The organism is Enterobacter cloacae complex sp. 385G4 (assembly GCF_057320665.1).
Map to the genome: position 1 here is coordinate 163,006 of NZ_JBXWDD010000002.1, position 15,223 is coordinate 178,228.

The following is a 15,223-nucleotide window of genomic DNA, read 5'->3' on the forward strand; positions in this document are numbered from 1 at the left end:
GCTTTTACCTAACTGTGTTTGTTCTTCAATTCAAATCTCGGCGACACCAGACCGTACAGCGTCCAGCCCATGAAGGTCACTATCGCCCCGTACAGCATCGCCTCCTGTCCGGACGAGTAGAGCGCATAGAAGCTGTATATCGCCCCAACCAGCGCCACGATATTCGCTACTCGCGCTTTGTGCGGATCCACCTTCGCCACCTTCTGAATGATCGCCAGCGCCGCCATCGACAGAATATACGGGATGATGTTCGTCACCACCGCCAGGTTGACCAGCACGTTGAACTGGCTGTTCAGCGACGGGCTGATGGTCATTAGCGATAATCCGCTCTGGAAGATGACAATTGCCAGCATACCCTGCACCGGCGCATCGGCTTTGGTCACGCGGGAGAAGATTTTCGGGAAATAGCCTTCATCTGCCGAAGATTTAAAAACCTGTGCAATGGTGAACTGCCAGCCAAGCAGCGATCCGCAGCAGGACATCACCATCAACCCCATGATCACTTTCCCGACCTCCGGGGTGAACATCTGCGCAAAGGCCAGTCCGAACGGTGCCGTGGAGTTAGCCAGATCCATGTTTGGCACGATCCCCGCTATCACGTTGGTTGAAACGATATAGATCACCGCCGCGCCCAGCGTCCCGCCGAGAACCGCAATCGGCACGTTCTTCTCCGGATTTTCCACCACTTCCGCATTTGCGCAGGCGGATTCCAGGCCCAGGAAAGCCCAGAGCGTCATGGCGATAGACGAGCCCACGGCGGTGAAGAACGGCACATGGTGCGGGTTCCAGGAGTTGGCGTAAAGCGTCGGGCTAAACCAGAACCAGCCGATGATGCACAGACCGACCACCGGGATGATCACGCCCCAGACGGTGATGCTGCTGAGTTGTCCGGTGATGCGCGCGCCGCCAAAGTTAGCGACGGTAAAGATCCACAGCACGCCGATGGTCGCCAGCCCAATTTGCACCGGGCTGAGCGTCGCGCCAAACAGCTCCGTACCGTAGCCCACGGCGGAGATGGCAATCGCCACGTTGGCGATCAGCAGCGACACCCCATAGGTATAGTTCGCCATAAAGTTGCCGGACTTGCCGAAGGCGTACTCGGCATAGCCGCCCATGCCGCCTGACTTGCGGCTGAACATCCCGCACTTGGCAAACGCCCACGCCAGCGCCATCGATCCGACAGCCGTCACCAGCCAGGAGATGATCGAGATGGTCCCCACCTCGGCAAGCTTGGTGGGCAGCATGATAATCCCGGAGCCCATCATGTTAACCATGGTGAGGATAGTCAGCTGCACCACGCCCATCTTATTGGACTTGCTCATAATTTTTCTCCTTTCAGCAGCGATGGCTGAGCAGCGGATTGTTTGATGACGTAGCAGCGAACCTGTTTGCGACCGTCACACTCCTCGACGTACACGCCCTGCAGCTCCGGCGCGAAGCCCGGCAGCAGGTTGATGCCTTCTTCCAGCGCGGCAAAGTAGCGCAGCACGGAACCGCCCCAGACTTCCCCTGGAACCACGCACAGTACCCCCGGTGGGTAAGGGAGCGCACCTTCGGCGGCGATGCGGCCTTCCGCGTCGCGCAGGGAGACCAGCTCGACCTCACCGCGCAGGTAGGCGTAGTTCGCCTCTTGCGGGTTCATCATCACGCGCGGGAAGTGAGACTTGCGGAACATCTCTTTTTGCAGCTGCTTCACGTTGTGACGGGCGTACAGGTCGTGCATCTCCTGGCAGATCTGGCGCAGGGTGTAACCCGCGTAACGTTCCGGATGCTGTTTGTAGAGGGAGGGCAGGACGTCTTTCAGCGGCACATCGCTCTCAAGCAGTTTTTCGAAGCGCAGCAGCTGGGCGACCAGCTGCTGCAGCTTGCCCATGTCCTCCGCAGGGGTAAGCAGGAACAGGATCGAGTTGAGATCGCATTTTTCCGGCACGATGCCGTTTTCACGCAGGAAGTTGGCGAGAATGGTGGCGGGCACGCCGAAGTCGTCATACTCCCCGGTGCGGGCGTTAATGCCCGGCGTGGTCAGCAGCAGCTTGCACGGGTCGATAAAATACTGATGCTCGGCGTAGCCTTCAAAAGCGTGCCAGTTTTCACCCGGTACGAAGTGGAAGAAGCGCAGATCGGTCGCAATCTCCGCCGTGTCCCAGCTTTCCCACGGACGGCCATCCACCGTCTCGGGCACAAATGGACGAATAAATCGGCAGTTCTCCAGGATCAGCTTGCGCGCCTCAATGCCCGTCACCACGCAGTCCATCCACATGTTGCGGCCGCTTTGCCCCTCATGCATGCGGGCGTTAATGTCCAGCGCGGCAAACAGCGGATAAAACGGGCTGGTGGAGGCGTGCATCATAAAGGCATTGTTGAGCCGCTTATGTGGGACATAGCGCTGCTGGCCTTTGATGTGGCTGTCCTTCTTGTGAATTTGCGAGGTCTGCGAGAAGCCAGCCTGCTGTTTATGCACGGACTGGGTGACCAGAATCCCCGGATCGTTTTCGTTCAGCTCCAGCAGCAGCGGCGAGCAGTCGGCCATCATCGGAATAAACTGCTCGTAACCCACCCAGGCCGAGTCAAACAGGATGTAGTCGCACAGGTGCCCAATCTTATCCACCACCTGACGGGCGTTGTAGATGGTGCCATCGTAGGTGCCCAGCTGGATCACCGCCAGGCGGAACGGACGCGCATCGCGTGCACGGCCAGGCGCCACCTCTGCCACCCGTTCACGCAGGTAGCTCTCCTCAAAGCAGTGCGCGTCAATGCCGCCGATAAAGCCGTACGGGTTGCGCGCGGTTTCCAGATAGACCGGCGTTGCCCCAGCCTGAAGGAGGGCACCGTGGTGGTTAGACTTGTGGTTATTACGGTCAAACAGCACCAGGTCGCCTGGTGTGAGCAGGGCGTTAAGCACCACTTTGTTGGACGACGAGGTGCCATTCAGCACGAAGTAGGTCTTATCGGCGTTAAAGACTTTTGCCGCATGCTGCTGGGCAATGCACGGCGCGCCTTCGTGGATCAGCAGATCCCCCATCGCCACGTCGGCGTTGCACAGATCGGAGCGGAATAACGTCTCGCCAAAGAAATCGACAAACTGATTGCCGGCAGGATGACGGCGGAAAAACTGCCCGCCCTGATGCCCCGGGCAGTCAAACGCGCTGTTGCCCTGCTTCACGTAGTCGACAAGGGCGCGGAAAAACGGCGGGCGCAGCTGGGTTTCATACTTCTGCGCGGCCGCTTCCAGCTGGCGTCCATAAAAGTCTTTGCTGGTGTCTGAATGCTCAAATACGCCGTGAATGCGCGATAAATAATCTGCCGGGATGATCTCTTCTTTGTGCGTCGCCACAAATACGGGAATGCCAAAACCGGTAGCTTCTATTTCTTCCAGGATACCGCTGGCAATATCCGTGACCGCCAGAACAATGGCGGCAACATCAATATAATCAGAAGCGCGGACATCCACCACTTCACGCTGGGTAGTAAAGCAGTCCGGACATGCACGGCTGGCTGCGATTTTTAAATTTTTCATCTTTCTCTCTTTATTTTAGGTAATAAGCGTCCCTCGATTTCTTGCAAGAAAGAAATCGATAATTTTCCGGAAAAAAAGCAATGGGTAGCCGCTGATTAAAATCAGTGAATTGCTTTTTTGATGATTGAAATTCAGTCCGCCCGATGCGGATGAGTCTGAATCAAGATGAATGAGCGCACGAGTTCACAGGCAATTGCCTGTAAGCTAAGGTTTTTCAGGATAACCTGTAAGCGAGTGCGCCAGAAGTCGAAGGACTACCGGGCATTAAAGAGATGAAAGTCAAAGCAGTTTCGGTGGGCAAACATCATAATATGCGTTGTCCGCCTTATATGGGGCATTAAGCGATTGTTGTTTTCCATGTTTCATTTTCCTTTCAGTAATTGAAAGCATGGTCATTTTATCCAGGCAAAGGCGATTAACCGTGAAGCAGATCACTATTAACCGATCATTTCAGAAATAATTAGTCGTTTTTGATGAATAATGCAGATCAAAATTCTGAATTGTTAGTGTCGCGTTAATAGATTGTGTTGTGAATGTTTGATGTGAGCGTAAATAATCAAAAAAAATAACGGTTGGGATATTTGTGAAATATTTTCTGAGAGGTTTCGTTTTTATTTAAAAATAAATTGAATAGTTATTCAAAGCATAAACCGATAACCGATACCGGTTTCAGTTAATAAATGACGGGGGCGCGCGGGGTCAACTTCAAGTTTCTGGCGAAGATGTCCCATATATATGCGTAAATAGTGACTATGCTCCACCGCGTTGGGTCCCCACACCTGACTTAACAGCTGGCGCTGGGTGAGTACTTTACCGTGATTATTAAGCAGCACGGCGAGCAGGCGAAACTCGATTGGCGTGAGATGGATTTCTTCTTCACCGCGCACAATACGTCGCGCGGCCAGATCAACCCGGATATCCCCAAACGTGTAGGTTGGGTCAGCAGGCGTGGTTGCGCTGTGGCGGCGCAGGGCCACGCGCAGGCGAGCCTGTAGCTCGCCGATACCAAAAGGTTTTATCAGATAGTCGTCCGCCCCGGCATCCAGCGCGGCGATTTTATCCGTCTCTTCAGTACGGGCGGAGAGCACCAGAATCGGCATCTGGCTCCACTGACGTACCTCGCGGATAAAATCGATGCCGTCACCGTCCGGCAGGCCAAGATCGAGGATCACCAGGTCCGGCTTGCGGGTTGCGGCTTCAATTAACCCCCGCTGAAGCGTACCCGCATCATGAATGCGCAGACCATCGCCTTCCAGCGCTGCGCGCAGAAACCGGCTAATGGCGATCTCATCTTCAACAATCAGAACGTTGATCACAAATCCTCTGGTAATTCATTCAGTTCCGGCGGGGTTTCCAGAGGAAGTGTAACACAAAAACGCGCGCCGCCTTCCGGACGATTCTCCGCGAAAATGGTTCCGCCATGAACATCAATTATTGCCTGACAAATCGCCAGCCCCAGCCCCACGCCCGGGATGGCAGACTCCTTATTGCCGCGTGCGAATTTTTCGAAAATAGCCATCTCCTGTCCGGCAGGAATGCCCGGTCCGGTATCCCAGACGTCAAGACGAAGCGTGTCGTCGTCCACCGTCGCATCCACCCCAATCCGGGCGCTGGCACCTGCATATTTGCCGGCGTTTTCCAGCAGGTTAATCAACACTCGTTCAAACAGCGGACCGTCGACGTGAATTAACGTCAGGGGCTCGGGCATGTTCAGCGCAATATGCCGCCCACCGAGGCCGGGTTCGAGCATTTTCAGCGCGCTGCCCACCACCTCTTCAAGCGTGAGCCACTCTTTTTTGAGGTTAAAACCGCCCGACTGGATCCGCGCCATATCGAGCAGGTTATTCACCAGACGCGTGGTATTGAGCACGTGCTGACGGATTTCGCTGGCCTGCATGGCGTGTTTTGAACCTTCCGCTGCCAGGTCCAGCGTCAGGATTTCCGACTGGCCAAACAGGACGGTAAGAGGTGTGCGCAGGTCGTGAGACAGCGCCGCCAGGAGCGAGTTACGGATGCTTTCGCGCTCGCTTGCCAGCCGGGCCTGCTCTTCGCTGGCGGTGAGGGCCAGCCGTTCCAGCGCGCTGGCAACCAGCAGCGTAAAGGTCTCCAGCAGTCGCTGCTGTTCGGGGATCATCAGCTGGCGCAGATTGGAGGGCTCCACGATAACCAGCCCCAGGTTTTTATCGGCGCTGCGCAGGGGCAGAATTTGATAGGGCACGCCGGGCAGGGTGTCGGTCCCTGCACCCGCCGGTAGCCCTTTATCAAAGCTCCAGCGGGCGATGGCTTCGTCCCAGGGCGTCATGCCCGAGGCCGACGTCAGCGGGCGCAGCTTGCCGTGATCGTCCGGGAGTAAAATCAGGTTGCTGGCATGAAAGGTCGAGCGAATAAACTGCTCGCTGGTCTGCACAATATCCAGCGGCGTGCGGCCTACCGCCAGCGATTTCGACATCTCATAAAGATGCCGCGTGCGCTGTTCGCGATAGCGGGCGATACGCGCCTGGTAGCGCACGCCAGCCGTTAAGTTCCCGATCACCAGCCCGACGGTAAGCATCACGGCGAAGGTGAGGATGTACTGTACGTCCGAGACGGCGAGCGTCCCGCGGGGGGCAATAAAGAACAGATCGAAGCTGATGACGTTAATAACCGTCGCCAGTACCGACGGCCAGCGTCCGTAAAAGAGCGCCACCACTACCACGCCCAGCAGGTAGATCATCACCAGGTTGGCCGCGTCGAAGGCAATCAGCCATTTGCTGGCGATTATAGTGATCAGGGCGCAGAGCACGACGGCGACAAAACAGCCGCGGAGCTGAATGCGCCATTTATCGCTGAAGGCCCGGCTGTCCGGCGCGCGGCTGGGGAGGGGAGCAGGTTTATCATCCAGCGCCACGATCACCAGGTCCAGATCCGGCGCGCGGCGGGCCAGCTTGTCGGCAAAGGATTCGCGGCTAAACCAGCGGCGATGCTGGCGGCGGCCAATGACAATTTTCCCCAGGTTATGCTCCCGCGCGTAGCGCAGAATGGCCTTATCTTCCTGCGGATCGGAAAGGGTAGCGGTTTCGGCACCCAGCTCCTGCGCCAGGCGCAGCGAGCTCAGGATCGCGCGGCGCTGATTTTCGGGCAGAGCGTGCAGCTGCGGCGTTTCGACATACACCGCATGCCAGACGCTGCCAAATTTGGCCGCCAGGCGCGCAGCGGTGCGGACCAGTTTTTCATTGCCGCTGCCGTGCCCCACGCACAGCAGAATAGCATCCCGCGTATGCCAGACGCGCTCCTGTCCCTGCAGGTCGCGCCAGGCGCGCATCTGATCGTCAACGCGATCGGCAGTACGCCGCAGGGACAGCTCGCGCAGGGCAATCAGGTTACCTTTGCGGAAGAAATGTTCGATGGCGCGCTCGGCCTGGCCGGCAATATAAACCTTTCCTTCGTGCAGGCGCTGGCGCAAATCGTCAGGAGGCAGGTCAACCAGCACCACCTCATCGGCAGAATCAAAGAACGGGTCGGGCACCGTCTCGCGCACCTGAATGCCGGTCACGCCGCTGACTACGTCGTTCAGACTTTCAAGATGCTGAACGTTAACCGTCGTGAACACATCAATGCCGGCCTCGAGCAGCTCTTCAACATCCTGCCAGCGTTTGGGATGGCGTGAGCCTGGCGCATTGCTGTGCGCCAGTTCGTCCATCAGGATAAGGGCGGGACGGCGGGCGAGGGCGGCATCAATATCAAACTCCGTAACTAAACGACCACGATGGCTGATGCGGCGGGGCGGCTGGGTAGCCAGCCCCTTCAGCAGCGACGCCGTCTCTTTGCGTCCGTGGGTTTCGACCACGCCGATCAGAATATCGAGCCCCTGCGCCCGAAGCCGCTGGGCTTCCGTCAGCATGGCGAAGGTTTTCCCGACGCCCGCGCAGGCGCCAAAGAAAATTTTCAGTTTGCCGCGATGGGCTTCAGCCGTCTGTTCAAGCAGCCTGTCCGGATCCGGGCGCATGGGCTCGTCGGTCATTTAGTTTTTCCTTAGCGCGTCCAGCGCCAGATTCAGCTCAACAATATTTACCACGGGCATGCCGATGAAGTTGACCAGCGGCTTTTGCGTGTGCTCTGCCACCAGCTTGCTCACCTGTTCCACGGTCAACTGACGGGCGGCGGCGACGCGCGGGATCTGCCAGGCCACCGCTGCCGGCGTCAGGCTGTAGTCCAGCCCGCTGGCCGAGGCGGTCACTAGCTCTACGGGCACCTCGCGGCTGGCCTGAGGATTGGCGGCACGCAGGGTTGCCACGCGTTCAGCGACGGCTTTGTCCAGCTCCGGGTTGCTGCCCGCCAGGTTACTGCCGCCGGATGCCATCGGATTATACGGGCTTTCGGCAGTGGCGGAAGGGCGTCCCTGGAAGTAGCGAGCATCCGTAAAGTTCTGACCAATCAGGCGTGAACCGCGGTTTTCGCCGTTTTGTATAATCAGCGAGCCGTTGGCCTGATCCTTAAACCACCACTGGCCCAGCGCGGTGGTTACCAGCGGGTACAGCCCGCCGGTAATGAGAGACAGCAGAATAAACAGAAGTATAGCGGGGCGTAACATCGTCATTTGATTCACCTTTTAAACCAGCCCGAACAGGGTCAACAGCAGGTCGATAGCCTTGATACCGATGAAAGGCACCACCAGCCCGCCCAGGCCGTAAATCCACAGGTTGCGGCGCAGCATGGCGGCGGCGGTCAGCGGCTTATAGCTCACGCCCTTCAGCGCCAGCGGAATAAGAAAGACAATGATCAGGGCGTTGAAAATCACCGCGCTCAGAATGGCCGATGCCGGAGAGTGCAGGTGCATCACGTTCAGCGCATTGAGCTGCGGATAGGTGGCCGCAAAGGCCGCCGGGATAATGGCGAAATACTTCGCCACGTCGTTGGCGATACTGAAGGTGGTCAGCGAACCGCGCGTCATCAACATCTGTTTGCCGATGTGCACCACCTCAATCAGCTTGGTCGGGTTAGAGTCGAGGTCGACCATGTTGCCCGCCTCTTTTGCTGCCTGGGTACCGGAGTTCATCGCCACCGCCACGTCGGCCTGCGCCAGGGCAGGGGCATCGTTGGTACCGTCACCCGTCATCGCCACCAGACGACCTTCCGCCTGATACTGACGAATCAACGCCAGCTTGGCTTCCGGCGTGGCTTCGGAAAGAAAATCATCCACGCCCGCTTCGGCGGCAATCGCCGCGGCGGTAAGACGGTTATCCCCGGTGATCATCACCGTTTTAATGCCCATTTTACGCAGCTGGGCAAAGCGCTCTTTAATGCCGCCTTTGACGATATCCTTCAGGGCAATTACGCCCAGCACGTTCGCGCCTTCTGCCACCACCAGCGGCGTGGCCCCCTGACGGGCAACGCTTTCGACCAGGTTGTCCACTTCAGGCGGGAAGTGGCCATTGTTGGCCTCAATGTGGCGACGGATGGCGTCAACAGAGCCTTTACGGATCATGCGATCCTGAATGTTAATCCCGCTCATTCGGGTTTGCGCCGTAAACGGCACGAAGGTGGCATGCAGGCTCTGAACGTCGCGCTGGCGCAAGTTAAAGCGCTGCTTGGCGAGAACGACAATGCTTCGGCCTTCCGGGGTTTCATCGGCAAGCGAGGAGAGCTGTGCCGCATCCGCCAGCGTTTTTTCATCCACGCCCGGGGCGGGTAAGAAATCCGACGCCTGGCGGTTACCGAGGGTAATGGTGCCGGTTTTATCCAGCAGCAACACATCCACGTCACCGGCGGCTTCTACGGCACGCCCGCTGGTGGCGATGACGTTGGCACCGAGCATGCGGCTCATGCCAGCCACGCCGATGGCCGACAGCAGGCCGCCAATGGTGGTGGGGATAAGGCAGACCAGCAGCGCCACCAGCACCGTGACGGTGACCGCGGTACCGCCATAGGCGGAGAACGGCCACAGTGTGGCGGTTGCCAGCAGGAAGACAATGGTCAGGGCCACCAGCAGGATGGTCAGGGCAATCTCGTTCGGTGTTTTACGGCGCTGTGCGCCTTCCACCATGGCGATCATCCGGTCGAGGAAGGTTTCACCCGGGTTAACGCTGCATTGGATCACCAGCCAGTCGGAGAGAATGCGCGTCCCGCCCGTCACGGAGGCGAAATCGCCGCCGGACTCGCGGATCACCGGCGCGGATTCGCCGGTGATGGCGCTTTCATCCACCGATGCGCCCCCTTCAATGACTTCGCCGTCGCACGGGATGATGTCACCGGCTTCCACCAGCACCACATCGCCTTTACGCAGTTCATCCGCCGGAACGTGGTCCATCTGCGCACCGTACTTCGGTTCACGTAGCTTGCGCGCGAAGGCGGTTTTTTTCACCCCTTTCAGGCTATTGGCCTGGGCTTTACTGCGGCCTTCCGCCAGCGCTTCGGCAAAGTTGGCGAACAGCACGGTAAACCACAGCCACAGGCTGATGGCGCCGGTAAACATCGCATTTCCCGGCATATGGCCCGTTCCCATGACAATCGCCAGGGCGGTTGTCAGGACGCTTCCCGCCCAGACAATAAACATCACCGGGTTGTGCCACTGCACGCGCGGGCTCAGCTTTTTCACCGCATCCATGAGCGCCTGGCGAACTAATGACGGTTCGAACAGGGCCAGTTGTTTACGACTCATGACAATTTCTCCGCAAAATCAGCGTAAAGAGAGGTATTCCGCGACCGGGCCTAACGCGAGGGCGGGGATAAAGGTCAGGGCGCCGACCAGCAACACGGTGCCCGTCAGCAGGCCGATAAACAGCGCGCCGTGGGTCGGTAATGTCCCGGTAGTGGTCGGCTGGATTTTTTTGTTCACCAGCGATCCGGCTATCGCCATAACCGGCACAATGATCCCGAAGCGGCCCACGAACATGCAGAACGCCAGCAGACAGTTCCAGAACGGAGAGTTGGCGCTTAAGCCTGCAAAGGCGCTGCCGTTGTTGTTGGCGGCAGAGGAGACGGCATACAGCACTTCACTGAAACCGTGAATGCCGGGGTTAAAGATGCCGCTGCGTCCGGCCTCGGTCATCAGCGCCAGCGCGGTGCCGAGCAGCACGAGAGCCGGGGTGACCAGGATTGCCAGCGCGGTTAATTTCATCTCGCGAACGTCGATTTTTTTACCCAGATATTCCGGGGTGCGGCCAATCATCAGACCGGCAATAAACACCGCCAGCAGCACGAACAGCAGCATGCCGTAAAGACCGGAGCCCACGCCGCCAAATACCACCTCGCCAATCTGCATCAGCCACATCGGGATCATGCCGCCCAGCGCGGTGAAAGAGTCATGCATGGCGTTCACCGCCCCGCACGAGGCTGCTGTAGTGACGACTGCATAAAGGCTGCTGGCAAGAATGCCGAAGCGGCTTTCTTTGCCTTCCATATTAATAGTGCTGTTCGCCCCAAGCTGCATGAAATGGGGGTTGCCGCTCCATTCAGCCCACATCACCAGCGCCACGCAGACCACGAAGATCAGCGACATGGTCCAGAGCAGTGTGCGGCCCTGACGGCGATCGTTGACCACATCACCAAAGGCGAAACAGAGCGCGGCGGGGATCAGGAAGATCGCCAGCATCTGCACAAAATTGGTCAGGGCGGTAGGGTTTTCAAACGGATGCGACGAGTTGGCGTTGAAGAATCCGCCGCCGTTGGTGCCGAGCATCTTGATGGCTTCCTGCGACGCCACTGGGCCCATCGGCAGGAGCTGTTTTGCTCCTTCCAGCGAGGTATACGGGGCGTAAGGCAGCAGGTTTTGCAGGGTGCCCTGCTGAATAAAGAACAGCGCGATAAGCAACGCAATCGGCAGCAGGATCCACAGCGTAATGCGCGTCAGATCCACCCAGGCGTTACCCAGGGTACCGATTTTCTGACGTGCAAACGCGCGCGTCAGCGCGAAAATTACCGCGATACCGCTGGCTGCAGAGAGGAAGTTCTGCACGGTTAATCCAGCCATCTGGCTGAAATAGCTCAGCGTGGTTTCACCGGCATAGGACTGCCAGTTGGTGTTGGTAACAAAACTGACCGCCGTGTTCAGCGCAAGATGCCAGGACAGGCCCGGTAACCGTTGCGGATTCAGCGGCAGGATGCCCTGCAGCATCAGCATGGCAAAAAGTGCAAAAAGCCCAACGATGTTCAGCAGCAGAATAGCGATCAGATATTCACGCCAGTTCATCTCTCGATCGACTATCCCCAGTACGCGCCAGATCCCTTTTTCAACGCTTCCCGTGCCGGGCAGGGGGACGTTGTTGATCAATCGCGCCAGTCCCGAGCCCAGTGGTCTTGCCAGAACGAACAATACCACTAAGAAGCTGGCAATAAGCAAAAACGCCTGAGCAGCCATCAGAATGCCTCCGCGTTAATCAGGGCATAGACCAGATAACCCAATAACAGGAACACCAGCACGATGCCGGCAATAATACCTGCACTCACAATCCACCTCCGGGTGACTTTTGTTGTTGTGCTAACGGTAGGATTTATGGCGCAAAGATTTCGCAAAAATGAGAAGGGCGGGTGTAAAAAAAGTATAAAAATGGCAAAGCCCACAATTTAACTATTGATAAGTAAATCGTTAACTTTTTTGTAACTTAATTACGGTGCGAGTGTAAATTTTTGCTAAACGGACGAAAATAAGTGGTCGGATGAGTAGTAAAATTACAAACAAAGCGATATTATTTTATCCAGGTCACAGATTTCACATTTTCCGGAGAAGGTTTCCGGCCAACTACAGGGGAGAAAAATATGGATCTTTATAAAGAGTATCCGGCTCATATCGTGTTCATGCGTCGCACTTTCGCCGTAGTGGCTGGCGTGCTGGCCCTGCCGGTGATGTTGTTCTGGAAAGATCGCGCGCGTTTTTATAGCTATCTGCACCGCGTCTGGGCGAAAACCAGCGAGAAGCCGGTGTGGATGGATCAGGCAGAGAAAGCGACCTGCGATTTCTATTGATACAACGCTGACGCGTAGCCATAAAAAAACCGCCAATAGCAATATGGCGGTTTTTTTGTCCCTCGGGATTCGCGGTCCGTTGGGTGGTCTTCAAGCCCTCGTCAGAGGCTTCCAAGAATATCTCGGGTCCTTAAGTAATCAAACTGCAACTCCCTAAATATATTCTTAAAAACCTTTTCGGTGGATTACGTTTTACACCAGGGCCAACTACTATGCAGCGTCCCTTTCCGCCATCTCGCACATGGGCACCGGTCCCGGGAAAGGCGTCACCACAACCGTAAGTCAGGCTCTCGTCAGGGCTTGTGTCCACCGATTTATCACCGGTGGTGAACGGTGGAGCGGTTAGCAGCAGGGACCGCATAGTGAAACGCTATATATGCATCGCGTTCATTGTCGCCAGCGTACTCGTTGTAAAGAGTGATGAACCTAATGCGTTTGTCGCTTTAACCACGATAGCGCAGGACAAGTAGCGTTAAGGCCGCCCCGGGCGGCCTTTTTTATTTCATCCCGTCTACACTTCATGGCAAAGTAATTCAATGCATGCTTTTTCCTTGTATGGCATGCCCTTATGGACATAATGGACAATAGCCTGGAGTTTTATGCCCACCCATCTGGTTTGGTTTCGCGCGGATTTGCGCGTACATGACAACATCGCTCTCGCGGCAGCCTGCCGCTCTGATGACGCCAGCGTACTGGCGCTATTTATCGCCACGCCTGAGCAGTGGCAGCGGCATGATATGGCTCCACGGCAGGCGGCTTACCTCAAATCACACCTGAACGAACTGCAGCACGCGCTTGCCGAGAAAGGCATACCTCTTATCTACAAAGAGGTCAGCGATTTTACCGCGCAGCTTCACATGCTGCAGGAGATATGCCAGCAGAACGGCGTCACGCATCTTTTTTATAACTACCAGTACGAACTGAACGAACAGCAGCGGGACCGCCAGCTGGAGAAAATGCTGGGAAAGGTGGTTTGTGAGGGATTTGATGACAGCGTGATGCTGGCACCGGGCAGCGTTATGACCGGCGGTCACGAAATGTATAAAGTGTTTACGCCGTTTAAAAATGCTTTTGTTAAGCGCCTGAAAGAGGCGCTGCCGGAGTGCGTACCCGCGCCCGCCGCCAGAGGAGAGGCTATAACCGATCTCCCCGAATTAACGTTCAACTATCCCCAACGGGCATTTGATGAACTTCTGTTCCCTGCCAGTGAGAAGGCCGCTATTGCGAAGCTGCGCCAGTTTTGCAAGCAGGGCGCGGGAGAATATGACGCGCGCAGGGATTTCCCGGCAATTGAAGGGACAAGCCGGTTATCGGCCTGCCTGGCGCTGGGCGTGCTCTCTCCTCGCCAGTGTTTGCATCGTCTTCTGGCCGAACAGCCGCAGGCGCTGGACGGTGGTGCGGGCTCGGTGTGGCTGAACGAACTTATCTGGCGTGAATTCTACCGCCATCTGATGACGTACCATCCCAATCTCTGTAAGCATCGTCCGTTCATTGCGTGGACCGACAGCGTAAAATGGCAGCACGATGAGGCACTTTTACAGGCCTGGCAAAAAGGGGAGACGGGCTATCCGATTGTGGACGCCGCTATGCGCCAGCTAAATGAAACCGGGTGGATGCACAATCGTCTGCGAATGATTACCGCGAGCTTCCTGGTGAAAGATCTGCTTATCGACTGGCGAATCGGAGAGCGCTATTTTATTTCTCAGCTGATCGATGGCGATCTGGCGGCGAATAACGGTGGCTGGCAGTGGGCGGCCTCTACCGGCACCGATGCGGCTCCCTATTTCAGGATTTTTAATCCGACCACGCAGGGGCAAAAATTTGATGCCAACGGCGACTTTATTCGCCGCTGGTTGCCCGCGCTCAGGAACGTTCCTGAAAAAGCGATCCATGACCCGTGGGCATGGGCGGATAAACAGGGCGTAAAGCTCGATTATCCCCGCCCGATTGTCGACCATAAACAGGCGCGCGTCGCCACGCTGGCGGCGTACGAAGCCGCCCGAAAAGTTTGAGAGAATGATGATGAAAAACAGTGAACTGGAACGCCTGATTAACGAAAAACTTAATACCGCCTCCTTTAGCGACTATGGCCCGAATGGCCTGCAGGTCGAAGGGCGCGAAACGGTGCAGAAAATCATCACCGGCGTGACGGCAAGCCAGGCGCTGCTGGATGAGGCGGTGCGTCAGGAAGCCGACGCGGTGATTGTCCATCACGGTTACTTCTGGAAAAACGAATCGCCGATTATCCGCGGCATGAAGCGCAACCGCCTCAAAACGCTGCTGTCGAATGATATCAACCTGTACGGTTACCATCTGCCGCTGGATGCGCATCCTGAACTGGGAAATAACGTCCAGCTGGCACAGCTGTTAGGGATTACCGTGATGGGTGAAATCGAGCCGCTGGTGCCGTGGGGCGAACTGTCGATGCCGGTACCGGGGCTGGAGCTGGCATCGTGGATCGAAGCGCGGCTGGGGCGCCGTCCGCTGTGGTGCGGAGATACCGGGCCGGATACCGTGAAGCGCGTGGCGTGGTGTACCGGCGGCGGCCAGGGCTTTATCGACAGCGCCGCGCGCTTTGGTGTTGATGCGTTTATTACCGGCGAAGTCTCCGAACAGACGGTTCACTCTGCCCGCGAGCAGGGGCTGCATTTCTACGCGGCAGGCCACCACGCTACCGAGCGCGGCGGTATTCGCGCCCTCAGCGAGTGGCTGACGGAAAATACCGATCTGGATGTGACCTTTATTGATATCCCTAATCCGGCCTGA

Annotated in this window: 12 protein-coding genes; 3 read left to right on the forward strand and 9 right to left on the reverse strand. The window is 57.0% G+C overall.

Annotated elements, in window-relative coordinates:
- Positions 1-8 precede the first annotated feature (8 nt).
- The 9 genes from potE to kdpF all read right to left on the reverse strand — a co-directional run bounded on the left by potE (position 9) and on the right by kdpF (position 11,941).
- On the reverse strand, positions 9-1,322 hold the full coding sequence (gene potE, locus AC2FAJ_RS08685; protein ID WP_485454034.1) for a putrescine-ornithine antiporter: 1,314 nt from the start codon (positions 1,320-1,322) through the stop codon (positions 9-11).
- The gene (speF, locus tag AC2FAJ_RS08690; protein WP_485454035.1) at positions 1,319-3,517 is read right to left on the reverse strand and encodes an ornithine decarboxylase SpeF; all 2,199 of its coding nucleotides are present in this window, start codon (positions 3,515-3,517) and stop codon (positions 1,319-1,321) included. Before speF ends, potE begins: the two co-directional genes overlap by 4 nt.
- A 254-nt stretch (positions 3,518-3,771) precedes the next feature.
- Positions 3,772-3,876, reverse strand: a complete 105-nt coding sequence (gene speFL, locus AC2FAJ_RS08695) for a leader peptide SpeFL (RefSeq protein WP_003858645.1) — start codon at positions 3,874-3,876, stop codon at positions 3,772-3,774.
- Between the two features lie 279 nt (positions 3,877-4,155).
- On the reverse strand, positions 4,156-4,833 hold the full coding sequence (kdpE, locus tag AC2FAJ_RS08700; protein WP_485454036.1) for a two-component system response regulator KdpE: 678 nt from the start codon (positions 4,831-4,833) through the stop codon (positions 4,156-4,158).
- Positions 4,830-7,517 carry a two-component system sensor histidine kinase KdpD gene (gene kdpD / locus AC2FAJ_RS08705; protein ID WP_485454037.1) on the reverse strand — a complete coding sequence of 896 codons (2,688 nt, stop codon included), beginning with the start codon at positions 7,515-7,517 and terminating at the stop codon, positions 4,830-4,832. The genes kdpE and kdpD overlap by 4 nt, the downstream gene beginning before the upstream one ends.
- A complete protein-coding gene (kdpC, locus tag AC2FAJ_RS08710; RefSeq protein ID WP_048957829.1) occupies positions 7,518-8,093 on the reverse strand; it encodes a potassium-transporting ATPase subunit KdpC in 576 nt (191 codons plus the stop codon).
- 12 nt (positions 8,094-8,105) lie between these two features.
- Positions 8,106-10,154 carry a potassium-transporting ATPase subunit KdpB gene (gene kdpB / locus AC2FAJ_RS08715; protein ID WP_485454038.1) on the reverse strand — a complete coding sequence of 683 codons (2,049 nt, stop codon included), beginning with the start codon at positions 10,152-10,154 and terminating at the stop codon, positions 8,106-8,108.
- Between the two features lie 18 nt (positions 10,155-10,172).
- On the reverse strand, positions 10,173-11,852 hold the full coding sequence (kdpA, locus tag AC2FAJ_RS08720) for a potassium-transporting ATPase subunit KdpA (protein ID WP_485454039.1): 1,680 nt from the start codon (positions 11,850-11,852) through the stop codon (positions 10,173-10,175).
- Positions 11,852-11,941, reverse strand: coding sequence for a K(+)-transporting ATPase subunit F (gene kdpF, locus AC2FAJ_RS08725; RefSeq protein ID WP_320734805.1), 90 nt, complete (start codon positions 11,939-11,941; stop codon positions 11,852-11,854). Before kdpF ends, kdpA begins: the two co-directional genes overlap by 1 nt.
- Positions 11,942-12,250: 309 nt before the next feature.
- Here kdpF and AC2FAJ_RS08730 point away from each other — a divergent pair, with 309 nt between their 5' ends.
- The 3 genes from AC2FAJ_RS08730 to AC2FAJ_RS08740 all read left to right on the forward strand — a co-directional run bounded on the left by AC2FAJ_RS08730 (position 12,251) and on the right by AC2FAJ_RS08740 (position 15,223).
- Positions 12,251-12,457 (forward strand): YbfA family protein, encoded by a 207-nt coding sequence (locus tag AC2FAJ_RS08730; protein WP_014069366.1) that lies wholly within the window; start codon positions 12,251-12,253, stop codon positions 12,455-12,457.
- Positions 12,458-13,056: 599 nt separating this feature from the next.
- Positions 13,057-14,469: a deoxyribodipyrimidine photo-lyase gene (gene phrB / locus AC2FAJ_RS08735; RefSeq protein WP_485454040.1), complete on the forward strand. Its 1,413-nt coding sequence runs from the start codon at positions 13,057-13,059 to the stop codon at positions 14,467-14,469.
- Between the two features lie 10 nt (positions 14,470-14,479).
- Positions 14,480-15,223: a type 2 GTP cyclohydrolase I gene (locus AC2FAJ_RS08740; protein ID WP_028012373.1), complete on the forward strand. Its 744-nt coding sequence runs from the start codon at positions 14,480-14,482 to the stop codon at positions 15,221-15,223.

Excerpts from the sequence above, each read along its gene's own strand:
- potE (WP_485454034.1), bottom strand. The coding sequence starts at position 1,322 with ATGAGCAAGTCCAATAAGATGGGCGTGGTGCAGCTGACTATCCTCACC.
- speF (WP_485454035.1), bottom strand. The coding sequence starts at position 3,517 with ATGAAAAATTTAAAAATCGCAGCCAGCCGTGCATGTCCGGACTGCTTT.
- speFL (WP_003858645.1), bottom strand. The coding sequence starts at position 3,876 with ATGGAAAACAACAATCGCTTAATGCCCCATATAAGGCGGACAACGCAT.
- kdpD (WP_485454037.1), bottom strand. The coding sequence starts at position 7,517 with ATGACCGACGAGCCCATGCGCCCGGATCCGGACAGGCTGCTTGAACAG.
- kdpC (WP_048957829.1), bottom strand. The coding sequence starts at position 8,093 with ATGACGATGTTACGCCCCGCTATACTTCTGTTTATTCTGCTGTCTCTC.
- kdpB (WP_485454038.1), bottom strand. The coding sequence starts at position 10,154 with ATGAGTCGTAAACAACTGGCCCTGTTCGAACCGTCATTAGTTCGCCAG.
- kdpA (WP_485454039.1), bottom strand. The coding sequence starts at position 11,852 with ATGGCTGCTCAGGCGTTTTTGCTTATTGCCAGCTTCTTAGTGGTATTG.
- AC2FAJ_RS08730 (WP_014069366.1), top strand. The coding sequence starts at position 12,251 with ATGGATCTTTATAAAGAGTATCCGGCTCATATCGTGTTCATGCGTCGC.
- phrB (WP_485454040.1), top strand. The coding sequence starts at position 13,057 with ATGCCCACCCATCTGGTTTGGTTTCGCGCGGATTTGCGCGTACATGAC.
- AC2FAJ_RS08740 (WP_028012373.1), top strand. The coding sequence starts at position 14,480 with ATGAAAAACAGTGAACTGGAACGCCTGATTAACGAAAAACTTAATACC.